Consider the following 25,707-nt stretch of genomic DNA (forward strand, 5'->3'; position numbering starts at 1 on the left):
CCCGACCGGGGCAACAGGACGGCACCCGCCCGGGCCGGTTCCCCGGGAACCGGGCCGCAGGGAGAGAAGGACGAATTCGTGGACGCAAGCATAGCGGTCGTGGGAATGAGCTGCCGCTTTCCTTCCGCACCTGACATCCGATCCTACTGGTCTCTTCTGACCGGCGGCACCAGCGCAATTTCCGGACCACCCAAGAATTCCTTCGCAGAATTTTCCGACCGACCGTCCTCGGGCGGGTTCATCGCCAACCCCGAGGAATTCGACGCCGATTTCTTCGGCATCTCCCCGAAAGAGGCGGCCGCACTCGACCCGCAGCAGCGCCTGGCCCTCGAAGTGGCCTGGGAAAGCGTCGAGGACGCCGGAATCCTGCCGGCCGCCCTGAGTGAACTCGACACCGGGGTCTTTTTCGGTGCCATGCGCGACGACTATGCCGTGCTCACCCGACGTCACGGCCAGGACCGTTACAGCCTGCACACGTTCGCCGGGCTGCAACGCAGCATGATCGCCAATCGGGTGTCCTACGCGCTCCGGCTGGGCGGCCCCAGCATGACGGTGGACACCGGGCAGTCCTCCTCCCTGGTCGCCCTCCACCTGGCCTGCGAGTCCATTCTGCGCGGCGAGTCGGAAGCGGCCCTGGTGGGCGGCGTCAATCTGCTGCTCGACCAGGACGGGGCCGCGGGGGCCGGGTCCTTCGGAGCCCTGTCGCCCGACGGCCGGTGCCGCCCGCTGGACGAGGCCGCCAACGGCTTCGTGCCCGGCGAGGGCGCGGGCGTCGTCCTGCTCAAGCCCCTGACCGCCGCGCTGGCGGCCGGGGACCGGATCTACTGCGTCATCCGGGGCAGCGGCGTCAACAACGACGGCGGCGGGCCGGGTCTGACGCACCCCAGCGTCGTGGCGCAGCAGGAGCTGCTGCGCCGGGTGAACGACCGGGCGGGCACCCTGAACGCGGTGCAGTTCGTCGAACTCCACGCGACCGGGACGCCGGCCGGCGACTCGGTGGAGGCGCGGTCCGTCGGCGGCACGCTGGGTGCGGCCCACGACAGCGGGCACCCGGTGGTGGTCGGCTCGGTCAAGGCGGCCATCGGGCACCTGGAGGCCGCCGCCGGGATCGCGGGCTTCATCAAGGCCGCGCTCTCCGTCTGGCATCACGCGATCGTCCCCCAGCCGAACTACCGTGCGCCGTCCCGGCGGATCCGGCTGGACGAGCTGAACCTGCGGGTGCCGCTCGCCTTCGAGGACTGGTCACGACGGGACGCGCCGCTGGTCGCGGCGGTCAACTCCTTCGGGCTGGGCGGCACCAACTGCCATGTGGTGCTCGCCGAGGCCCCCAGGACGGCGGAGCCGGAGCCCCGGGCGGAGTGGATCCACGACGAGCACGTCCATGTGGTCTCGGGGCGCACCCGGGAGGCGCTGCAGGCACAGGCCCGCGCCCTGCTCGGCCGGCTCACCTCGGCGGCCCGGGTCACGGACGGGACCGGCACCACGGACCGGGCCGACCCCGGGCCCGACGGCTCGAACGGGCCCGACGGCTCGAACGATGGGCCGCCCGAGCCACTCGACCTGGCGTACTCGCTGGCGACCACCCGGACGCGGTTCGGCCGGCGGGCGGGCGTGGTCGCCGGGGACCGCGACGCGCTCCGCGAAGGGCTGTCGCACCTCGCCGAGGGGACCTCGTCCCCCCGCGTGCACCAGGGAGAGGTGTGCGACCGGGCGGGCACCGCCTTCCTCTTCGCCGGACAGGGCACCCAGCGGCCCGGCATGGGCCGGGAGCTCCACCGGCACCAGCCGGTCTTCGCGGCGGCCTTCGACGAGGTGGCCGCGGCCCTGGACCGCCACCTCCCGCGCCCGCTGAAGTCCGTGGTGTTCGCCGACGCGGGCAGCGCCGGGGCCGCGCTGCTGGACGACACCGCCTACACCCAGCCGGCCCTGTTCGCGCTGGAGGTCGCGCTCCACCGGCTGCTGACCACGTGGGGGATCCGCCCGGACGTCCTGCTCGGCCACTCGATCGGCGAGCTGGCGGCGGCGCACACGGCGGGTGTGCTGTCCCTGCCGGACGCGGCGCTGCTGGTGGCGCGGCGCGGGCAGCTGATGAGCGGCCTCCCGACGGGGGCGATGGCCGCGATCGAGGCGACCGAGGAGGAGGTCGCCCCCCTGCTGGCGGAGCAGGGCGGGCTGGTCTCGCTCGCCGCCGTGAACGGCCCGCGGGCCGTGGTGGTCTCGGGGGAGCCGGACGGTGTGCGGGCGGTGGCCGCGGAGTTCAGGCGGCGCGGCGCCCGTACCCGGATCCTCCGGGTGAGCCGGGGCTTCCACTCCCCCCAGGTGGACGCGGTGCTGCCGGACTTCGCCGAGGTCGCCCGGTCGGTCTCCTACCGGCCGCCCGAGGTGCCGATGATCTCCACCCTGACCGGCGTCCGGGCGCGCCCCGAGGAGCTGTGCACGGCCGACTACTGGGTCGAGCAGCTGCGGGGCACCGTGCGCTTCCTCGACGCGGTCCGCACCGCCGCCGAGGGCGGGGCCGCCCACCTGGTGGAGCTCGGCCCGGACGCCACCCTGACCACGATGGCGGGGCGCTGCCTGCCCCCGGAGGACGAGCCGCACCGGAGCACGCTGGCGCTGCTCAGCGACACCGTCCCGGAGCCGGCCGCGCTGTCGGGCGCGCTGGCCGAACTGTTCGTCCACGGGGTCCCGGTGGACTGGCCGAAGGTGTTCGAGCAGCTGCCCGCCCGGCGGACCGCGCTGCCGACGTACGCCTTCCAGCGCCGGGCCCACTGGCTGACGCCACCGGTCGCGGGCGCCGCCGGCACCGGGCCCGGGACCCGGTCCGAGCCCGTCCCCGGGCCGCAGGCCGAACCGCGCCCCGAACCGCGGCAGCCCGAAGCGCCGCGGCCCGAACCGCAGCCGTCACCGGACCTCGCCGGCCCCTCCGGCCCCTCCGGCCCCTCCGACCTCGCCGGCCTCTCCGGCCCGGAGCTGGAGCGGACCGTCCTGGAGCTGCTCCTCAGCCACGCCGCCGCGCTCCTCGGCTACGAGGCGGAGGACCGGATCGACCCGCGCCGCTCCTTCGAGGACCTCGGGGTGAACTCCCTCACCGCCGTCCAGCTGTCCACCGCCCTCGGTGCGGCCGTCGGACGGCCGCTGCCGGACACACTGACCTACGACCACCCGACCCCGCGCGCGGCAGCCGCCGAGGTGGCCGGGCTCCTCACCGCCAGGAGCGAACAACTCCCCACCGATGACGGCGAGTTCGCCACTCCACCGGACCTGCGCCAGGACCCGGTCGCGGTCGTCGCGCTGGGCTGCCGGCTGCCCGGCGGCATCACCTCCCCGCAGCAGCTGTGGTCGCTGCTCCAGGCCGGCCGGGACGCCGTCGGCGACTTCCCCCGCGACCGGGGCTGGGACATCGACGAACTGTTCGCCACCGACCCCGACGCACCCGGCAAGACGTACGTACGCCAGGGCTGCTTCCTCTACGACGCCGCGCAGTTCGACGCCGACCTGTTCGGCATCTCCCCGCGCGAGGCGCGCGCGATGGACCCCCAGCAGCGCCTGCTGCTGGAGATCGCCTGGGAGACCCTGGAGCGCGCCGGCATCCCCGCCGACTCGCTGCGGGGCAGCGCCACCGGTGTGTTCATCGGGGCGACCGCCCAGGAGTACGGCCCGCGGATGCACCAGGCGCCCGCCGAGTCCGGCGGCTACGCCCTGACCGGGACCACCACCAGCGTCGCCTCCGGCCGGCTGGCCTACACCTTCGGCCTGACCGGGCCGGCCCTGACCGTCGACACCGCCTGTTCCTCCTCGCTCGCGGCCGTGCACCTGGCCTGCCGGTCGCTCGCCGCGGGCGAGTGCGGACTGGCGCTGGCCGGCGGTGTGGCGGTGCTGTCCTCGCCGGGCATGTGGGTGGAGTTCTCCCGCCAGCGCGGGCTGGCCCCCGACGGGCGGTGCAAGCCGTTCGCCGCCGCGGCCGACGGGACGGCGTGGAGCGAGGGCGCCGCCCTGGTCCTGCTGGAGCGGCTCTCCGACGCCCGCCGCCACGGCCACCCGGTGCTGGCCGTGATCCGGGGCAGCGCCGTCAACCAGGACGGCGCGAGCAGCGGCCTCAGCGCCCCCAACGGACCGGCGCAGGAACGGGTGATCCGGCGCGCCCTCGCAGAGGCGGGCGTGAGCGCCGCCTCGGTGGACGTGGTCGAGGCCCACGGCACCGGCACCACGCTCGGGGACCCGATCGAGGCCCAGGCGCTGGGCCGGGCCTACGGGGAGGGCCGGGACGCGGACCGCCCGCTGCTGCTGGGCTCGCTCAAGTCGAACATCGGCCACGCCCAGGCGGCCGCCGGAGCCGCGGGCCTGGTGAAGATGGTGCTCGCGCTCCAGCACGAGGAGCTGCCCGCCAGCCTGAACATCGACGCGCCCTCGACGCGGATCGACTGGGACGCGGCGCGCCTGCGGCTGCTGACCGGGAGCGTCCGCTGGCCGCGCGGGCCGGCCGCCCGCCGGGCCGGCATCTCCTCCTTCGGCATCAGCGGCACCAACGTCCACCTCGTCCTCGAAGAGGCCCCGGACGACGAAGAGGCCCCGGACGACTCCACCGACCGACCGGACGGCCACCCCGCCGAGCACGCCGCCGAGCCCCCCGCCCGGGCCTGGGACGCGCCCGCCGTGCCGTGGACGCTCAGCGCCGGGAGCCCGCAGGCACTGCCGGCCCAGGCGGAGCGGCTGGCCCGGGCCCTGCGGGACGGTCCGGCCCTCGACCCCCGGGACGTCGGCTGGTCGCTGGCCACCACCCGGACCGCGCTGGACCACCGCGCGGCCGTGGTCGGCGACACCCGGGAGGCGCTGCTGGACAGCCTGGACGCCCTGGCCCGCTCGGCCCCGACCGACCACCCCGAGACCGGGACGGCCATCCGGGCCGAGGCCCGCCCGGGCCACCGGACGGTGTTCGTCTTCCCCGGGCAGGGCTCCCAGTGGCCCGGCATGGCCCGCGGCCTGCTGGCCGCCTCCCCGGTCTTCCGCGCGCACATCGAGGCCTGCGACCGTGCCCTGTCCGCGCACTGCGGCTGGTCGCTGCGGTCGGTGCTGGCCCAGGAGCCGCAGGCACCCTCGCTGGACCGGGACGACGTGGTGCAGCCCGCCCTGTTCGCCGTCATGACCGGGCTCGCCGAGGTCTGGCGCGCGCACGGGGTGACGCCCGACGCGGTGGTCGGGCACTCCCAGGGCGAACTCGCCGCCGCCTGGGCCGCCGGGGCCCTCACCCTGGAGGACGCCGTCCTCGCCACCGTGACCCGCAGCCGTCTGGTCGGCACGCTGGCCACGGACGGCGCGATGGCCTCCTTCCGGCTGCCCGCGGCCGAGGTCGAGCGCCTGCTGCGGGACGGCTACCCCGGTCTCGGCGTGGCCGTGTTCAACGGCCCCTCGGCCACCGTGGTCTCCGGGCCGCGGGACGAACTGGAGCGGCTGCTCGCCCGGTGCGAGAAGGACGGCGTGCGCACCGCCCGGATCGCCGTCAACTACGCCTCGCACTGCGCCGACGTCGACGTCCTGCGCGAGCCGCTGGCCGAGGCCCTGGCCGGCCTCGCCCCGCGGCCGGCCCGGATCCCGTTCTACTCGACCGTCACCGCCGACACGGACCCGGCGCGGCTGCTGGACGGTGCGTACTGGTTCACCAACCTGCGCAGCCCGGTCCGCTTCGAGCCGACCGTCCGGGCCCTGCTCGCCACCGGGCACGACACCTTCGTCGAGATGAGCCCGCACCCGCTGCTGACCCTCGGGATCCAGGAGACCGCCGACAGCGAGGAGCCGCCCCGGGAGATCACCGTGCTCCCCTCGCTCCACCGGGACACCGGGGAGCCGGCCGACCTGCTGTTCGCACTGGCCCGGGCCTGGTGCCACGGCCTGGCCGTCGACTGGGCGCCGGTGCTCGGCGGAGCCCGGCCGGTCGCGCTGCCCACCTACGCCTTCCAGCGCAGCCGCTACTGGCTGTCCGCCTCGCCCCAGCCCGGTGGCGACGGCGCCCGGCGTCAGGAGGACCAGGCCGAGCGCCCGCTCTGGGAGGCCGTCGAACGGCAGGACACCGCCGCCGTGGCCGCCACGCTGGGCCTGGCCGACGAGGCGCCGGTCCGCGAGGTGCTCCCGGCGCTGGCGGCCTGGCGCAGTGCCCGGCGCAGCCGCGCCCGGCTGACCGGCCTCTGCTTCACCACCGCCTGGACGCCGCTGGTCGAGCACAGCGCGCCGACCACCCGGGCCGACTGGCTGCTGGTCACCCCCGAAACCGAAGCCGGAACCGGAACCGGGCCGTGGCCGCAGGCCCTGGCCACCGCCCTGGCCGCCCTCGGCGCCGAGGTCCGCACGGTGGCCGTGCCACCGGGGACGGACCGCGCCGGGACCGCCCGGCTGGTCGGCGGCGACGACGGCCGGCGACCGGACGGCATCGTCTCGCTCCTCTCCCACCGGCCGGACACCGACGGCGACGGACAGCCGGAGCCTTCCCTCGCCGACACCGCCGCGCTGCTCCAGGCGCTGGACGACCTGGACTGGGAGACCTCCCTCTGGTGCGTCACCCGGGACGCCGTGCGCGTCGACGCGCACGACACCGACACCGATCCGGCGCAGGCCGCGCTCTGGGGTCTCGGCCGCACCGCCGCCCAGGAGTATCCCGACCGCTGGGCCGGGCTGCTCGACCTGCCCGCCGAGCCCGACCCCGAGAGCCTGCGCCGGGCCTGCGCCGCCCTGACCCTGCCGGGTGCCGAGGACCAGCTCGCGGTCCGGGCCCGGGGCACGTACGCCTGCCGTCTGCGGGAGGCCGCCGTGCCGCCCGGGCCCGGCTGGCGGCCGCGCGGGACGGTCCTCGTCACCGGTGGCACCGGCTTCCTCGGGGCCCACGCGGCGCGGACCCTGGCCGCCGCCGGGGCACCGCACCTGCTGCTGCTCAGCCGGCACGGCGCGGACGCCGAGGGCGCGGCCGAGCTGGCGGCCGAACTCACCGGCCGGGGAGCCCGGGTGACCTTCGCCGCCTGCGACATCCGCGACCGGGACGCGCTCGCCGCCGTGCTCGCCGCCGTCCCCCCGGACGAGCCGCTGACCGGCGTGGTGCACACCGCCGGTGTGCTGGAGACGGCCACCATCGACAACCTGACGCCGGACCACCTGGAGCGGGTGCTGGCCGTCAAGACGCTGGGCGCCCGCCATCTGCACGACCTCACCGAGGGGGCCGACCTCGACGCCTTCGTCCTCTACTCCTCCGTCCTCGCCACCGTCGGTATGGGCGGCCACACCGCCTACTGCGCGGCCAACACCTACCTCGACGGCCTCGCCGACCGGCGCCGCGCCCGCGGCCTGCCCGCCACCTCCGTCTCCTGGGGCTACTTCCCCGGCGGCCTCGGTGCCGGCGGCGGCGACTGGACGGCCGAGCACGGACTGCTCGCGCTGGACAGCGACCGGGCCGTCGCCGAGCTGCCCGCGCTGGCCGCCGGCCGCGAACCCCGGATCGTCCTGGCCCGCTTCGACTGGCCGGTCTTCCTGTCCGGCCGGGCGGCCGACCGCCCCAGCCCCTTCCTGAACGACCTCCCGCCCGTCCAGCAGGCCCGGCAGGACCAGCAGGAGCGGGCGGGCGGCACCGCCCGGACCGCGGCCGGCCTGCCGTCCGACTTCCCGCAGCTGCCGGCCGCCCGGCAGCGGCAGGTCCTCGCCGAGCTGGTCCGCTCCACCGCCGCGGCCGTCCTCGGCCACCACGCGCCCGACTCGGTCGCCCCGAACCGGCCGTTCAAGGAGCTCGGCCTCGACTCGCTGGCCGCCGTCCAGCTGCGCAACCGGCTGGCCCACGCGACCGGCCTCCATCTGCCGACCGGCCTGGCGTTCAGCCATCCGACCCCCACCGACCTGGCCGCCCATCTGCACACCCGGCTGGCCGCCGCCGGCCGGTCCGAGCAGCCGGCGGAGCAGGGCCCGCGGGCGGCCGCCACGGCCCGGCCCGCCGACGAACCGATCGCCGTCCTCGGCATGGCCTGCCGGCTGCCCGGCGGCGCCGACACCCCGCAGGAGCTGTGGGACCTGCTGGCGGCCGGCACCGACGCCATCTCGCCGTTCCCGGAGGACCGCGGCTGGAACCTCACCGAGCTGTACGACGCCGACCCCGCCGCGCCCGGCAAGAGCTATGCCACCACGGGCGGGTTCCTGGACGCCGCCGCCGACTTCGACGCCGAGTTCTTCGGCATCTCGCCCCGCGAGGCGCTCTCCATGGACCCGCAGCAGCGGCTGCTGCTGGAGACGTCCTGGGAGGCGCTGGAGCGGGCCGGGATCGACCCGGGTTCGCTGCGCGGCAGCAGCACCGGCGTCTTCGCCGGGGCGGTCTACCAGGACTACGGCGCACGCTCGCACGAGGCACCCACGGAGATGCAGGGCTACCTCACCACCGGGAAGCCGCTGAGCGTCATCTCCGGGCGCGTCGCCTACGTCCTCGGGCTGCAGGGTCCGGCCGTCTCCGTCGACACCGCCTGCTCGTCCTCCCTGGTCGCCGTCCACCTGGCCTGCCAGTCGCTGCTCCAGGGCGACAGCGCCCTGGCACTGGCCGGCGGGGTCACCGTGATCGCCTCCCCGGGCCTGTTCATCGAGTTCTCCCGGCAGCGGGCGCTCTCCCCCGACGGCCGCTGCCGGTCCTTCGCGGCCGAGGCCGACGGCACCGGGTTCGCCGAGGGCGCGGGGATGGTCGTCCTGGAGCGGCTCTCCGACGCCCGCCGCCACGGCCACCCGGTGCTCGCGGTGATCCGGGCCAGCGCGATCAACCAGGACGGCGCGAGCAACGGCCTGACCGCCCCCAACGGCGAGTCCCAGCAGCGGGTCATCCGCCAGGCGCTGGGCCGGGCCGGGCTGGGCGGCGGCGACGTCGACCTGATCGAGGCCCACGGCACCGGCACCACCCTGGGCGACCCGATCGAGGCCGAGGCCCTGCTGGCCACCTACGGCCGCGACCGCGCCGCCGACCGGCCGGTCCACCTCGGCTCGCTCAAGTCCAACATCGGCCACACCCAGGCCGCCGCCGGGGTGGCCGGGCTGATCAAGACCGTCCTCGCGCTCCAGCACGCCACGATGCCGATGACCCTGCATGCCGCCACCCCCACGCCGCACGTCGACTGGGGCACCGGCGCCGTCCGGATCCTCTCGGCCACCACCCCCTGGCCGGACACCGGCCGGCCGCGCCGGGCCGCCGTCTCCGCCTTCGGGGTGAGTGGCACCAACGCCCACGTGATCATGGAGCAGGCCCCCGAGGCCCCCAAGGCCGCAGAGGTCCCGGAGACCCCCGAACCCGCACCCGGGTCCGCCTCCGAACCGGCCGCCGGACGGCCCGTCGTGGCGCCGCCCGTCTGGCTCCTCAGCGGGCACACCGAAGCCGCCCTGGGCGCCCAGGCACAGCGCCTGTACGCCCACCTGACGGCCTCGCCGCCGCCCTCCGCCGAGGCCGTCGGCCACGCCCTGGCGACCACCCGCGCCCAGCTGACCCACCGGGCCGCCATCACCGCACCCGACCTGGACGGCTGCCTGCGGGCGCTGCGCGCGCTGGCCGACGGAGCCGGTGACCCGGACCTGATCACCGGCCGGGCCGCCGAGGGCCGGACGGCGTTCGTCTTCGCCGGGCAGGGCTCCCAGTGGCCCGGCATGGCGGCCCGGCTGATCGAGGAGAGCCCGGTCTTCGCCGCCGGCATCGCCGACTGCGCCCGCGCCCTGGCCCCGCACACCGACTGGTCGCTGGACGACGTCCTGCGGCCCGGGGCCGGTGCCGAGGCGCTGGACCGCGTCGACGTGGTCCAGCCCGCGCTCTTCGCCGTCCAGCTGTCACTGGCCCGGCTCTGGTCCGCGGCCGGGGTCCGGCCGGCCGCCGTGGTCGGCCACTCCCAGGGCGAGATCGCCGCCGCCTGCTTCGCCGGGGCGCTCTCCCTGGAGGACGCCTGCCGCGTCGTCGCGCTGCGCAGCAAGGTGCTGACCAGGCTGGAGGGCGATCACGGTCTGCTCGCCCTCCAGCTCTCCCACGAGGAGGTGCTGCGGCGGCTCGACCGGTACCCCGCGCTCACCGTCGCCACCGTCAACAGCCCCCGGGCCGTGGTGGTCGCCGGTCCGGCGGCCGCGCTCGACGCCCTGTACGGGGAGTGCAAGGCCGAGCAGGTCAGAGCCCGCCGGATCCGGGTCAGCTACGCCGCCCACTCGCCGCAGGTCGACGAACTGCGCACCGCCCTGCTGGAGTCGCTGGCCCCGGTGGCCCCCAGGGCCGGGGAGCAGGAGTTCTACTCCTCGGTGACCGGAGCCGCCGTCGACACCAGCACGCTGGACGCCGCCTACTGGTTCCGGAACCTGCGCGAGCCCGTCCGGTTCGATCTGGCCACCCGGGCCCTCCTCCAGGACGGCCACCGGTTCTTCGTCGAACCCAGCGTCCACCCGCTGCTGTGCGGCGCCGTGCTGGAGACCGCGGACGCCGAGGCCCGGCCCGCCGCCGCCCTGCCCACCCTGCACCGCGACGAGGGCGGGCTGCGCCACTTCACGGCCGCCCTCGCCAGGGCCCACGTCGAGGGCGTCCCCGTCGACACCGGCGCGCTCAACCCCCACCGCCCCGGGGAGGAGCCGTCGGCCCTGCCCACCTACGCCTTCCAGCGCCAGCGCTACTGGGTCGACACCTCCCGCGGCGGCACCCGGCAGGAGCTGGCCGCCACCCTGGGCGCGACCTCCGCCGACCATCCGATCCTCGACATCGGCCTGCCCGACCCCGAGAACGACGGCATCGTCCTGACCGGCCGGGCGAGCCCGCGCACCCACCCCTGGCTGCGCGACCACGCCGTCGGCGGAGACCTCCTGCTGCCCGGCACCGCGTTCGTCGACCTCGCCCTGCGCGCGGGCCGCGAGACCGGCTGCCCGCACCTGGCCGAGCTGACCCTGCTCGCCCCGCTCCACCTGGGCGAGGAGGACGGCACCCAGCTGCACCTCACCGTCGGCGGCCCCGACCCGGCGGGCCGGCGGAACGTCACCATCCGTTCGCGCCCGCACACCGCCCTCACCGGGGAGCCGTGGGCCCTGCACGCGCGCGGCCTGCTCTCCCCGTCCGCCCCCTCCGCCCCGTCGGCCGACACCCCGGCGACCGACACCCCGGCGGCCGCCCCCTGGCCGCCCGAGCACAGCGTCCCGGTGGACGTCGACGAGTTCTACGCCGGTGCGGGCGTGCGCGGTTACGGCTACGGCCCGGCCTTCCAGGGGCTGACCGGCATCTGGCGGCGCGGCCAGGACATCTTCACCGAGGCCAGGATGCCCGAGGGGCTGGACCACCAGGACCCGGCCTTCGACCTCCACCCCGCGCTGCTCGACGCGGCCCTCCAGGGCCTGCTGATCCGCCGCCCCACCACCGTCGAACTGCCCTTCCACTGGGGCGGTGTCCAGTTCCACGGCAGCGGCGCGACCACCCTGCGCACCCGCATCCGGCCGCTGGACCAGCAGAGCGTCACCGTCGACATCACCGACGGGGGCGGCCGCCCGGTGGCCCGGATCGAGACCCTCACCATGCGGTCGGCCGGCACCCAGGCGCCGCGTCACCTGCTCGGCGGCGAGGGCCTCTACCGCCTCTCCTGGAAGCCCGTCGCCCCCGGCCCCGCACCCGCCCGGCCGCTCCGCCCGGCCGGCCTCGGCACCGGTCCCGCCCAGCCGCCGAACGGCGACCGGCCGTGGCCGCTGTACGCCGACCCGGCCGCGCTCGCCGAGAGCCTCGGCCCCGACCGGCCCGCCCCCGACCTCGTGCTGCACACCCTGACCCCGGCCGAGGACCCGGCCCCCGGCCCGGACGACCTCGCCCCGGCCGTGCACGCCGCCGTCCAGCGCACCCTGGCCCTGCTGCAGAGCTGGCTCGCCCAGGAGAAACTGGCCACCACCCGGCTGGTCCTGCTCACCCACCGGGCCGTCGCGGCGCTTCCCGGCGAGACCCCCGACCCGGTCGGCGCCGCGCTCTGGGGGCTGGTCCGCTCCGCACAGAGCGAGAACCCGGGCCAGTTCACCCTCCTCGACATCGCCGACCCCGGCCCCGAACAACCCGACGCACCGGCCCTGGCCGCGCTCCCGCTCGGCATCGAACCCCAACTCGCCCTGCGCGAAGGCCTGCTGTACGCGCCCAGGCTCACCCGGGCCGCCACCCCGCCGCCCGCGCCACTCCCCTACGACCCGGACGGCACCGTCCTGATCTCCGGCGGCACCGGTACCATCGGCCGGCTGCTCGCCCGCCACCTCGTCACCGAGCACGGCGTCCGGCACCTGCTGCTGCTCAGCCGGGGCGGTGCGGCCGCCCCCGGCGCCGACACCCTCCGGGACGAGCTCGCCGCGCTCGGCGCGCAGTGCACCGTCGCCGCCTGCGACACCGCCGACCGCGCCGCCCTGGACGCCGTCCTCGCCACCCACCTCGGCGACCGGCCGCTCAGCGCCGTCGTCCATGCCGCCGGCACCCTGGACGACAGCACCGTCACCACCTTGACGGACCGTCAGGTCGACGCGGTGCTGCGGCCCAAGGCCGACGGCGCGCTCAACCTCCATCTGGCCACGCTGGCCCGGAACCCGGCCGTCTTCCTCCTCTTCTCGGGCGCCGCCGGCACCTTCGGGACACCGGGACAGGCCCACTACGCGGCGGCCAACTGCTTCCTCGACGCCTTCGCCGAGTACCGGCGTGCCCGGCACCTCCCCGCGCTCTCGCTGCCCTGGGGCCTGTGGGCCGAACGCAGCGCCATGACCGGCCACCTGGACGCCACCGCGCTGCGCCGCCTGGAGCACCTGGGCATCGCCGAACTGCCCGCCGCACACAACCTCGCGCTGCTCGACGAGGCCCAGCGCCTCGACGAGGCCGTCCTGCTGCCGCTGCGGCTGAGCGGGGCCGCCCTGCACGGCAACGACACATCGCCGCTGCTGCGCGACCTGATCCGGCCCAGGCAGCAGTCCGAGCGGTCCGCGGCGGTCACCGAGGCCGACGAGCGGCAGCTCCCCGGCCGGCTCGCCGAGGCCGGGCCGCAGGAGGCCCGGACGATCCTCACCGACCTGGTGCGCGGCGAGGTCGTCCAGGTGCTCGGCCACTCCTCGGTGGACGACATCGACCCCGACGCCGCCTTCGCCGACCTCGGCTTCGACTCGCTCACCGCCGTCGAGCTGCGCAACCGGATCAACCGGGCCACCGGGGCGACCCTGCCGGTCACCGCCGTCTTCGACCATCCGACACCCGCGGCGCTCGCCGCCCGTCTCCTGGCGGACCTGCTGCCCGACGCCGCCGAGCCGGAGCCGCCCGTCCCCGAACCGGAGCCCGAACCGGCGGCCCACTGGGCCGACACCGCCGAGGACGCCGAGCTGTTCGCCGCCATCGATGGGATCCAGGAATGACCACCACCACGCCCCGCGCCCGCCCCTTCGGCACCACCGCCGGCGCCGTCGGCACGGCAGACCCCGTGCTGTCCGGGCCGCCGCTGCTCCAGGTCCGCTGGGAACCCGTCCCGGTCACCGGACCACCACCCGCCTGGTCCGTTCTCACCCCGACGGCCGCGCCCTCGGCCCTGACCGAGGAACTGCGCGCGGCCCACCCGGGCATCCCCCTGTCGGCCTCCGGCGCACCCGCCGGACCGGCCGCACCGGCCGTCCTGGCGGTGCCGGCCGACGAGGCGCCCGAGCAGGCCCTCGCCCTGGTCCGGGCCGCGCTCGCCGCACCGGACCGGCCGGGCGCCCGGCTGGCCCTGCTCACCCGGGGCGCGGTGTCCGCCCGTGACACCGACCCGGCGACGGATCCGGAACAGGAGGCGCTGCGGCGGCTGGTGCTGGCCGCGGCCGCCGAACGGCCCGGCCGGTTCACCCTGATCGACCTCGACGCGGACCCGGCCTCCCTCACGGCCGTCGCCGCGGCCCTCGGCTCCACCCGCTCACAGCTGGCGATCAGGACGGGCACCGTCCTCGCACCGGAGAGCGCCCCGGCCGCCCTGCTGCCCCTGCCCGCCGGCCACGTCCGGCTCGCCCTGCCGGGCCCACCGCCCTGGCGGCTCACCCTGATCGGCAAGGGGACGCTGGAGAACCTCGCCCTGGACCTCTGCGACGAGGTCGCCGAACCGCTGGTGGGCAGCCAGGTCCGGCTGGCCGTGCAGGCCGCCGGGGTCAACTTCCGGGACGTCCTGGACACCCTCGGGCTCTACCCCGGCGACCCGGGACCGCTGGGCGCCGAGGGCACCGGCACCGTGCTCGACACCGGCCCGGACGCCACCGTCCTGAAGCCCGGGGACCACGTGACGGGCCTGCTGACCGGCGCCTTCGGCCCCGTCGCCGTGACCGACGAACACCTGCTGGTCCCCGTTCCCCCGGGCTGGCCGGCCGCCCGGGCCGCCGCCGTCCCGGCGGCCTTCGCCACCGCCTCCTACGGGCTGTTCGACCTCGGCCGGCTGACGGCCGGCGAACGCGTCCTCGTCCACTGCGCCACCGGCGGGGTCGGCAGCGCCGCCGTCCAGCTCGCCCGGCACGCGGGCGCCGAGGTGTTCGGCACGGCGAGCCCGCCCAAGCAGCCGGAGCTGCGGCGGCTGGGCCTGGACGACGACCACATCGCGTCCTCCCGCACCACGGACTTCGAGCGGGAGTTCCGGGACGCCACCTCCGGGCAGGGCGTCGACGTCGTCCTCAACGCCCTGGCCCACGAGGCCACCGACGCCTCCCTGCGCCTGCTCGGCCCGGGCGGCCGGTTCGTGGAGATGGGCAAGACCGACCCGCGCGACCCGGCCGACATCGCCCGGGACCACCCGGGCGTCGCCTACCTCGCCTTCGACCTCAGGGAGGCGGCCGGCCCGCAGCGGCTGGCCGGGATCCTGCGCGACCTCCAACGGCTCTTCGCCACCCGGGTGCTCCACCCGCCCACCGTCCACGTCTTCGACGTCCAGGACGCCGCGGCCGCGTTCCACCACATGAGCCGGGCCCGGCACACCGGCAAGCTCGTCCTGCGCATTCCGCCGCCCGACGGCGGGCAGGGCAGCGTCCTGCTCGCCGGCCCGCTCGCCCACACCGCACCGCTGGCCCGGCACATCGCCGCCGGACAGGGTGCCCGGCACCTCTGGCTGGTCGGGCCGCCGGACGGGGACGGCCGCGCCCTCGCGCGGCTCCGGTCCCAGCTGGAGGGCCTGCCCGTCGAGCTCCACCCGGTGGACGCCGACCCCGCCGACCCCGAAGCGCTGCGGCGGGCCGTCGAGGCCGTGCCGGCCGAGGCTCCGCTGACCGCCGTCGTCCACGCCGCCGCCGACGCCCGCCCGGCCCCGGCCGCCGACAAGCCAGACGGGTCCGACGCGGCCGCCGAGCTGCTGCACCGGCTGACCGGGGAGCTTCCGCTGGACACCTTCCTGCTGATCGCCACCGCGCGGTCCGGCAGCCGGGGCCACGACCCGGGCGACCCCACCCGCGGCCACACCGGGCTGGAGTCCCTGGTCCGGCACCGCCATTCGCTGGGCCTGGCCGCCACCCTGGTCGTGCTGCCGCCCGAAGGCGCCCGGCCCACCGTCCTCACCTCCCTCTACGACACCGCCCGCCACACCGACGCCCCCGTGCTGACCGTGGCCGAGGCGGCACCGGACGGGCGGCCCACCGCCCGGAGCGACCCGCACGACGGCGGCTGACCGCACCAGCAGCCGCCCACCGACACCCGGCGACCGGAAAGGACCGAACCATGGCGGAGCAGGAGGAAATCCGCACCTACCTCAAACGCGCCGTCGCCGAGATCGAACGGCTCCGCGAGCGTCTGAGCGCCGCCGAGGCGGGCCGCGACGACCCGGTGGCCGTCATCGGTTTCGGCTGTCGGCTCCCCGGCGGGGTCGCCTCACCGGCCGACCTCTGGCAGCTGGTCGTCGACGGCCGCGACGCCGTCACCCCGTTCCCCGACAACCGGGGCTGGCCTCTCGACACGCTGTTCTCCCCCGACCCGGACCACTCCGGCACCTCCTCCACCGGGCACGGCGGCTTCCTCTCCCGCCCGCAGGACTTCGACGGGAGCTTCTTCGGCATCACCCCGCGCGAGGCCCTCGCCATGGACCCACAGCAGCGCATCCTGCTCGAAGTGGCCTGGGAGTCCCTCGAACACGCCCGCATCGACCCGGCCTCACTGCGCGGCAGCAACACCGGCGTCTACGCCGGGGTGTCCTGGCAGGACTACGGGGAGGGCTCCTGGAGCGACAGCCGCGTCGAAGGACACCTCGTCACCGGAAGCGCCGTCAGCGTCGTCTCCGGCCGGATCGCCTACCTGCTCGGGCTGGAGGGCCCCACCCTCTCCGTCGACACCGCCTGCTCCTCCTCGCTGGTCGCCATCCACCTCGCCCGCCAGGCCCTGCGCGAGGGCGAGTGCTCCCTCGCCCTCGCCGGCGGCGTCACCGTGATGGCCACCCCGCGCCCCTTCATCGGCTTCTCCCGCCAGCGCGGCCTGGCCGCCGACGGCCGCTGCAAGGCGTTCTCCGACGCCGCCGACGGCATGGGCATGGCCGAGGGCGCGGGCCTGCTGGTCCTGGAGCGGCTCTCCGACGCCCGGCGCCACGGCCACCCCGTGCTCGCCCTGCTCCGGGGCTCCGCCCTCAACCAGGACGGCGCCAGCAACGGCCTCACCGCCCCCAACGGACCGGCCCAACAGCGGGTCATCCGGCGGGCGTTGGCGGACGCCGGGCTGACCCCCGCGGAGGTCGACGTCCTGGAGGCGCACGGGACGGGAACCAAGCTGGGCGACCCGATCGAGGCGCAGGCCGTCCTCGCCACCTACGGGCAGGGCCGCCCGCCCGACCGCCCGCTGCTGCTCGGCTCGCTCAAGTCCAACATCGGCCACGCCCAGGCCGCCGCCGGGGTCGCCTCCGTCATCAAGATGGTCCTGGCCATCCAGCGGCGGACCGTCCCCCGCACCCTGCACGCCGACCGGCCGAGCGCCTACATCGACTGGTCCGCCGGCGCCGTGGAACTCGTCACCGCCGCCAGGCCCTGGCCCGACAGCGGCCACCCCGCGCGGGCGGCGGTGTCCTCCTTCGGCATCAGCGGCACCAACGCCCACCTCATCATCGAAGAGGCTCCCCCGGTCGAGACCCCGCCCGCCGGGGCCCCGGCCGCCCGGACGCACGACCACGACGGCCCCGTACCCTGGCTGATCTCCGCCAGGAACACCGCCGCCCTGCACGCCCAGGGCGCACGCCTGGCCGACTACGCCGAGGCCCACCCGGGGCTGCGGCCCGCGGACGCCGCCACCGACCTCGCCACCACCCGCGCCCTGCTGCGGCACCGGGCGGCCGTCGTCGCCACGGACCGCACCCAGCTCCTCGGCGCCCTGCGCGCACTCGCCGAGGGCCACCCGCACCGGCGCCTGGTGACCGGCACGGCCGGCCGCAAACCCGGCGGCACGGTCTTCGTCTTCCCCGGCCAGGGTGCCCAGTCCTCCACCGGGGGGCGGCAGTTGTTCCACAGCTCGGCCGTCTTCCGGGAGCAGTTCGAGGCCTGCGACCGGGCCCTGCGCCCGCACATCGGGTGGAGCCTGAGCGACCTGTTCGGCACCGACCCGCCCACGGTGGACCTCGCGCAACCCGACATCGTCCAGCCACTGCTGTTCGCCACCATGGTCGCGCTGGCGGCACTCTGGCGCGGCCACGGCGTCGAGCCGGACCTCGTGATCGGGCACTCCCAGGGCGAGATCGCCGCCGCGTACACCGCCGGCGCCCTCACCCTCGACGACGCGGCCGCGCTGGTCGCCCTGCGCAGCCGGGCGCTCGGCCGGATCGCGGGCACCGGCGGCATGGTGACGCTCCCGCTGTCCCTCGACCGGACCGAGGCCCTGCTCGCGTCGTGGCGCTCCTCGCTGTCCGTCGCCGCGGTCAACAGCCCCGCCTCGGTGGTCGTCGCGGGCCCCGACGACGACCTGGAGCAACTCCTCGACCACTGCCGGACCGAACGGATCGGTGCCCAGCGCCTCCTCGTCACCGTCGCCGTGCACACCTCGGCCATCGAGGCCGTCCGGCCCGAACTGCTGGCCGCCGCGGCCGGCCTGCACCCCCGCAAGGGCACCGTCCCCCTGCACTCGACCATCACCGCCGAGCCGATCGACCACCAACTCCTGGACGCCGCCTACTGGTACGCCAACATGCGCGAGCCGGTCCGGTTCGACGAGAGCATCCGCGCCCTGCTGACCGCGGGCTACCGCTACTTCGTCGACCTCGGCCCCCAGCCCATCCTCGTCCCGGCCGTCACCGAGACCTACCACGCCTACCGCGCCGCCCACTCCGCGACGGGGCGCGGCGATCCGGTCACCGTCACCGGCACGCTGCGCCGCGAGGGCGACGAACCCGCCGAGTTCCTGCTGGCCCTGGCCACCCTCTGGGCGGCCGGCGCCCCGGTCGACTGGACCCCGGCGCTCCCCGGCGGCTCCGTCCTCCCGGCGGACCTCCCCACCTACCCGTTCCAGCACCACGCCTACTGGCTGACCCCCGGAGCCCCCCGCCACCTGAACGCAACCGTGCCACCGCCCCCGACCGCATAGAAGGCAGACCATGAACCAGGAATCCGCCGCCACGTCCGCGCCCATGCAACTGGGCCTGATGATCTCCCTGGTGAAGACGCACGCCTCCGCCATCTCCGACCTCCCGGTCGAGCAGATCGACAGCCACCAGCTCTTCCCGGAACTCGGCTTCGACTCCCTGATGACGGTCCGGCTGGTCAACAGCCTCGAACAGAGCACCGGGCTCACCCTCGAACTCGGCGTGGTCAGCGAGAACCCCACCCCGGCCGACCTCGCCGCCTTCCTCTGCGCGGCCCTCGCCCGGCGCGAGCAGCCCGAGCCGGCCGCCCCGCCACCGCAGGCCGACGGCATCGGCGAGCTCTTCCGGCAGACCGTCGACGCGGGCCGAGCGGTCGAGGCGCTCGACTTCCTGGCCGCCGCCGCCCGGCTGCGCCCCCGGTACACCGGCGCCGACGACGCGGGGCCCCCGCCACCCCCGGCCCGCCTCTCCCGCGGCATCGAGAGCAAGAAGATCATCTGCCTGGACTCGCTGGGCCCGTTCGTCGGCAACTTCACCTACGGGCGCTTCGCCAAACGCTTCCTCGGCACGCACGACCTCTACGCGCTCCGCTACCCCGGTTACGCGGGGTCGGACCCGGTGCCCGAGTCGCCCGCCGCCCTGGGCAAGGCCATGGCCCCCGCGGTGGAGCGCTGCGCCGACGGCGCCCCGTTCGTGCTCGTCGGGTACTGCTCCGGCGGCTGGGCCTCCCTGCTGGTGGCCGCCGAACTCGAATCCCGCGGCGCCGGGCCGGAGGCGATCGTGCTGATCGACACCCCCGTCCCCGAGGACCTCTCCGACGAGGTCTTCAACGGCGGGACGAAGTCCCTGCTGGCCTCCTGGCCGGACGTCATCTCGCTGGCGACCCCGGCACTCACGGCCTTCGGCTGGCACTACAGCATGCTCCGGGGCCACCCGCTCCCCGCGGTCACCACCCCCGTCTTCTCCATCCGGGCCACCGAGCCCCTCCCGTACACCGACGGCGTCCGGCTGAACAACCGCTGGCCCGACAGTCTGAAGAGCGCCGACGTGGCGGCCGACCACTACTCGATCATGGTCGCCCACGCGGCCGACGCCGCGGACCTCACCGCCCAGTGGATCTGACCCCCGCCCCCTCCCCGGAGGAGCCCCCGATGACCGGCACCGAGATCTTCGGACGGCTGATGGACGCCGTCAACGACAAGGACATCGACGGCGCGGCCAACTGCTACAGCGAAGACGTGCACTACGCGGAGCCCGGGATCAACTGCGACCTCCACGGCCGCGACCAGGTCCACCGGCTGTACACGTCCTGGCTCACCAACGCCGATCTCAAGGCCAGACTTGACGACGCCTTCACCGCCGGGGACCGGGGCGCGTTCGTGTTCACCATGACCGCCACCGTCGTCAAGGAAATCGCCGGCCTGTGGCCTGCCGACAGCGTCGGCCGGACATTCTCGGTACCGGTCGCGGTCATCGCCAGGCTGGACTCCGACGGCCTCATGTCGGAGGCCGTCTACCACTGGGACACCATGACCATGCTCTCCCAACTCGGACAGATTCCCGGCTGATTCGCCACGGACAGCGCGATCCGGAGTCGCACCTGCCTCCGGGCCGCACCGCCGAGCACCACCCCACAGGGCCCCGCCGAATACCGGCGGGGCCCTGCCGCACGTTCGGCCGCCTCCGGCATCCGGCCGGCCCCGGGCCGACGAGGCGTCAGTCGGCCGACCGGATGAGCCCGGTACGCCATTCGGCGAACCCCCGGCCGGTCCGGTGCGGCAAGTGCGGCAAGCAGCCCCACCCCAGCGCCGTTGATATGAATTTCTGCGCCCGAATAGGTGGCCCGACCCCACCGGTGCGATAGCACAGCAGGCCGAGAAGCCCATAGCTAATGCGCTGTGCTTCTTTCCGCCCTGACAGCCGACTGGTACGGCCGGGGCGGATACGGCTTGCGATCGGCGTTTCGCGCGCTACGGGAAGGCACCCGGCCCAGAGCAGTCGTGGGGGCCGCCAACGGTCGGCGCGAAGGCGGCCTTCATAGAAATCCACGCGGGTTGCGCTGCCCTTGCCGGCCGCCCCCGCGTTCATGACGAGTTGAGGAGAACCTCGATGAGAGTCGGCAAGGTGCGAGGGTCGTCAAGAGCCTCGGCGAACGGCGTCACCGCCGTGGCCGAGCGTCTGGCGGGCCTGGTCAGAACCACGACCACCACATTCCGGGGCCTCGCGGCGCTGGTGACGACCGTGGCCATGGCGGCGGCGCTCGTCGTCGTCTTCCCGACAACCGTGCCGGCCGCCGTCCGTGCGCCGTCGCTGGCACTGGTGAAGACCTCCGCGCAGTCGTCCTTCAGCGCGGCCGGCCAGACGATCGACTACTCGTTCCTGGTGACGAACAACGGCACCGATCCCCTGTTCGGTGTCGCGGTCACGGAGACGGCGTTCTCCGGAACGGGTACTCCCCCATCGATCTCCTGTCCGTCCACCAGCCTGGCACCCGGCGCCTCGATGACCTGCACGGCGTCGTACACCACGACCCAGGCGGACGTCGACGCCGGCAGCATCACCAACACCGCCACCGCGACCGGGCAGCCGAGCGCCGGCCTCCCGGCCACCTCCCCGCCGTCCACCGTCACCGTGCCCGCCGCGCAGAGCGCCGCCCTCTCCGTGGTGAAGTCGGCCACGCCGTCGAACGTCACCGCCGCCGGCCAGACCATCAACTACAGCTTCGTCGTCACCAACACCGGCAACGTCGACCTGACGAACGTGGGCGTCACCGAGACAGCGTTCTCCGGCACCGGCACCCCGCCCTCGATCTCCTGCCCCTCCACCACCCTCGCGGTCGGCGCCTCGATGACCTGCACCGCCGGCTACACCGTCACCCAGGCCGACATCGACTCCGGCGCCATCAACAACACCGCCACCGCCACCGGCACCCCACCCACCGGCCCACCGGTCACCTCGCCACCCTCCACCGCGACCGTGGTCACCACGCAGAGCCCCGCACTCACCCTGACCAAGACCGGCAGCGTGAACGGCGGAGGCGGAGGCGGCAACAACGGCGGTGGCAACAACGGCGGCGGCAGCAGCGGCGGCAACTCCCGCCCGGCACTGAAGACGAACCGCGCAGCCGGCGACACCATCGACTACTCCTTCGTCGTCACCAACACCGGCAACGTCGACCTCACCAACGTGAACGTCACCGAGACAGCGTTCTCCGGCACCGGCACCCCACCCTCGGTCTCCTGCCCCTCCACCACCCTCGCCGTCGGCGCCTCGATGACCTGCACCGCCACCTACACCGTCACCCAGGCCGACGTCGACGCAGGCTCCGTCACCAACACCGCCACCGCAACCGGCACCCCACCCACCGGCACCCCCGTCACCAGCCCGCCCTCCACCGCAACCGTCCCCCTCACCCAAACCCCCGCCCTCACCGTGGTCAAGACCGGCAGCGTGAACGGCGGAGGCGGCGGTAACAACGGCGGAGGCGGCAACAACGGCGGCGGCAACAACGGCGGCAACTCCCGCCCGGCGCTGAAGACGAACCGCGCAGCCGGCGACACGATCAACTACAGCTTCGTGGTCACCAACACCGGCAACGTGGACCTGACCAACGTCACCGTCACCGAGACAGCGTTCTCCGGCACCGGCACCCCACCGTCGATCTCCTGCCCCTCCACCACCCTCGCCGTCGGCGCCTCGATGACCTGCACCGCGACCTACACCGTCACCCAGGCGGATGTCGACGCGGGCTCCGTCACCAACACCGCCACCGCAACCGGCACCCCACCCACCGGCAGCCCGGTCACCTCCCCGCCGTCCACCGCCACCGTCCCCCTCACCCAGACCTCCACCCTCACCCTGACGAAGTCAGCCTCCCCGTCGACCGTCACCGCCGCCGGCCAGACCATCAACTACAACTTCGTGGTCACCAACACCGGCGACGTCGACCTCACCAACGTGAGCGTCACCGACACCGCGTTCTCCGGCACCGGCACCCCGCCGTCGATCTCCTGCCCGGCCACCACCCTGGCACCCAACGCGTCGATGACCTGCACCGCGACCTACACCGTCACCCAGGCCGACATCGACTCCGGCTCGATCACCAACACCGCCACCGCCACCGCCACCCCGCCCAACGGCAGCCCGGTGACCAGCCCACCCTCCACCACCACCGTGACCACCTCGCCGACCTCGCCGAGCGCGGGGCTCACCGTGGTGAAGACGGCCACGCCGACGACCGTGAGCTGGGCCGGCCAGACCATCGACTACTCGTTCGTCGTGACGAACACGGGCAATGAGAACCTCACCAATGTCGCGGTCACGGACACGGCGTTCTCCGGAAGCGGTGCTCCCCCGGCGATCTCCTGCCCCTCCACCACGCTGGCGGCCGGCGCGTCGATGACCTGCACGTCGAGCTACACCGTCACCAAGGCGGACATCAGGGAAGGGTGCATCACCAACACCGCCGTTGCCACCGGCCTCACTCCCGGGCGGCAGACGGTCACGTCGAGCCCCTCGTCGGCGACGGTGACGGTCACCGCGCACGTCCCCTCGCCCCGCCCGACCAAGCACCCGGTCCCGCCGGAGCACCTGCCCCCGACCGGCGCCGGGAGCATCCCGCTGGCCGTGACCGTGGGCGCGGTGCTGCTCGGTGTGGGTGGGCCGCTCCTGATCGTCAGCACCAGGAGGCGGCGCCGCCTGCGGGCCGCCGCCGAGGAGGGAACGGAGTAGACCGAGTGATCCACTGAACGGCCCTACCGGCGGCCCGGAGACGAACAGTCTCCGGGCCGCCGTCGTCGTGCCGGGCCCCCGGCGGCCGGTTCGCCCCGGGCCCGGCTCCGGCGCTTCCCTGTGGCCGGGGCCGGTTTTCGGTTTTCCTGGAATGGATGGCGGCCCCGACTTGCGCATGGGCGGCACGCCGGGTATGGGGAATTGACGAGCGATCATGCTCTCCTCAGTACAATCGTGCGTGCACTGTTCAAGGTCTGGCATATCTGCGCGTTAAAACCGCAGATCAGCCAATTCATGCGAATAGTCGCGTTCGCTGCGCTCGTGCGATCCGAATCGACCGCCAGTTCCCCCGGAGGGAGCCGCGGTCAAGTCCGGATCCCGAAAGCACCGCCCTGGGTGTACCGGCCTGAGGATGCACAAATGATCACGAGATTCTCCATAGCCTGACCGGCGCCGCCGGCGCGCCGAGACGCGCGCACAGGCCATCCGAGCAATTCGGGTCGGCGAAATCGGACAGTGACAACCTCCGCCCCGTTCCGCCGCTCGACCGCGCCACTGACGGTCGAACAGCCGGGGACGGACATTGCTGGATATCCCTAGGAGAAGCGATGCCCTTGCTGGCGATGATGCGGCCCGTATACAGACGGGCCGTCGTCGTACTGACCGCGGTCGCGGCCATGCTGATCTACGGCGGGCAGACGCCTGCGTTCAGCGCATCGATCAACGCGATCACCGGCGTCACCACCACCTGGCCCGGTTCGCCCTCGGCTCCGCTCCAGAACGGGACGCCGGTCACCAGCCAGATCACCTGGTGTGTTCCGAACGGCAGCCACGCGGGTGACACGTTCTCGATCGCCATGCCGCCGGAGCTGGTGAACTTCCCCTCCGGTACGCAGAACGTACTGGACAGCACCGGCGCGGTCATCGGTACCGCGACGATCTCCGGCAACCCCGCCGTCATCACGTACACCATGGGTTCGTACGTGGAGACGCACACGGACGTCTGCGGGACGACCACGGCCAGCGCGCAGTTGTCGACCGGTGAGACCGGCTCGCAGAACCTGGTCTACACGACGAACGCCGGGGTGAGCTTCACCACCCCCGTCACCATCATCCCCAATCCGCCCCGGGACCCCACCCAGCCACAGAAGTACGGGATCATCTACAACGGCACGGCCTTCCCGGCCACCAACATCGTCTGGGTGATTCACACCCCGGCGAGCACCACGGCCACCACCGCCCTCATCACGGACACGGCCCAGGCCGGCCAGGCCTTCAACTGCGCCGCCTTCGTCCCGGGGCTGACGCTCCCCTACTCGACGAACCCCGCCTCCACGATCAGCCAGCAGAATCTCAACACCACCACCAACCAGTTGGGCGGTGACGTCACCTACACCGGCACCGCGACCCTGAACTCGTGCACGGCGGCCGGCCTCTCGGTCACCGTCACCGTCCCGGCGAACACGAGTGTCGGCATCCTCATCCCGGTGACGGTCACCGACAACGCCCTCCAGCAGTTCTCGAACACCGTCGTGATCACCATGGGGAACGGCAGCCCGACGAGCACCGGCACCGCGCTCGACAACCCGAGCTGGAACAACACCGGGAACGGGAACAGCATCTCGGTCATCAAGTTCTCGACCGCGGACGGCCCGACGGCGGGCGACTACGACACCGCCCCCGGCAAGCCGGTCGACCCCAACACCCCGATTCCCGTCACGATCACCATCACCAACATCGGTTCGACCAGCCTCAACAACGTCACGGTGACCGACACGACCAGCTCCGGGCCGGCGCTGACCGGCCTGACCTGTGACTTCTCCGCCCTGGGCGGTCCGGCCACCGGCACAACCTGGGCCGGGCCCTTCCTGGCCGGCACGACGTTCAACTGCACGGGGACCGTGCCGGGCATGCCGCCCGGCACGCAGGAGACCGACACCGCGACGGTCACCGCCACCGACACCTCGGGCGCCCAGGTCACGGGCTCCGACAACTTCAACGCATCGACGCCCCCGGCCGCTCCGGCGCTGACGATCGCCAAGTCGGTGACGCCCACGACGGTGTCCGCCGCCGGCCAGACCGTCACCTACTCCTTCCTGGTGACCAACACCGGGAACGTCGCCCTCACCGGCGTCGAGGTCACCGAAACGGCCTTCTCCGGCACCGGCACCGCCCCGACGGCCACCTGCCCGCAGACCACCCTCGCCCCCGGCGCCTCCACCACCTGCACCGCCACCTACACCGTCACCCAGGCCGACGTCGACGCCGGCGCCATCACCAACACCGCCATCGCCACCGGCACTCCGCCCAGCGGCGCCCCCGTCACCTCCCCGCCCTCGAACGCCGAGGTCACGGCGGTGCGGACGCCGATGCTGACGATCGCCAAGTCGGTGACGCCCACGACGGTGTCCGCCGCCGGCCAGACCGTCACCTACTCCTTCCTGGTGACCAACACCGGGAACGTCGC

General features: G+C 74.6%; 7 protein-coding genes. All 7 read left to right on the plus strand.

Annotation, left to right across the window (positions count from 1 at the left end; translation table 11 throughout):
• Positions 1 to 78 precede the first annotated feature (78 nt).
• Complete coding sequence (locus ACIQIB_RS31925) at positions 79 to 13,374, plus strand: type I polyketide synthase (RefSeq protein WP_400762225.1); 13,296 nt, start codon at positions 79 to 81, stop codon at positions 13,372 to 13,374.
• Complete coding sequence (locus tag ACIQIB_RS31930) at positions 13,371 to 15,629, plus strand: zinc-binding dehydrogenase (RefSeq protein ID WP_400762227.1); 2,259 nt, start codon at positions 13,371 to 13,373, stop codon at positions 15,627 to 15,629. The genes ACIQIB_RS31925 and ACIQIB_RS31930 overlap by 4 nt, the downstream gene beginning before the upstream one ends.
• A gap of 50 nt (positions 15,630 to 15,679) precedes the next feature.
• Complete coding sequence (locus ACIQIB_RS31935; protein ID WP_400762229.1) at positions 15,680 to 18,511, plus strand: type I polyketide synthase; 2,832 nt, start codon at positions 15,680 to 15,682, stop codon at positions 18,509 to 18,511.
• Positions 18,512 to 18,521: 10 nt separating this feature from the next.
• Positions 18,522 to 19,631, plus strand: a complete 1,110-nt coding sequence (locus ACIQIB_RS31940; protein ID WP_400762231.1) for an alpha/beta fold hydrolase — start codon at positions 18,522 to 18,524, stop codon at positions 19,629 to 19,631.
• Between the two features lie 29 nt (positions 19,632 to 19,660).
• On the plus strand, positions 19,661 to 20,077 hold the full coding sequence (locus tag ACIQIB_RS31945; protein ID WP_363605150.1) for a nuclear transport factor 2 family protein: 417 nt from the start codon (positions 19,661 to 19,663) through the stop codon (positions 20,075 to 20,077).
• Between the two features lie 541 nt (positions 20,078 to 20,618).
• The gene (locus tag ACIQIB_RS31950; protein WP_400762233.1) at positions 20,619 to 23,240 is read left to right on the plus strand and encodes a hypothetical protein; all 2,622 of its coding nucleotides are present in this window, start codon (positions 20,619 to 20,621) and stop codon (positions 23,238 to 23,240) included.
• A gap of 608 nt (positions 23,241 to 23,848) precedes the next feature.
• Positions 23,849 to 25,707 (plus strand): Ig-like domain-containing protein (locus tag ACIQIB_RS31955; RefSeq protein WP_400762235.1); only part of this gene is annotated, 1,859 nt, incomplete at its 3' end.

Source organism: Kitasatospora sp. NPDC092286, assembly GCF_044755565.1.
Lineage (GTDB): Bacteria > Actinomycetota > Actinomycetes > Streptomycetales > Streptomycetaceae > Kitasatospora.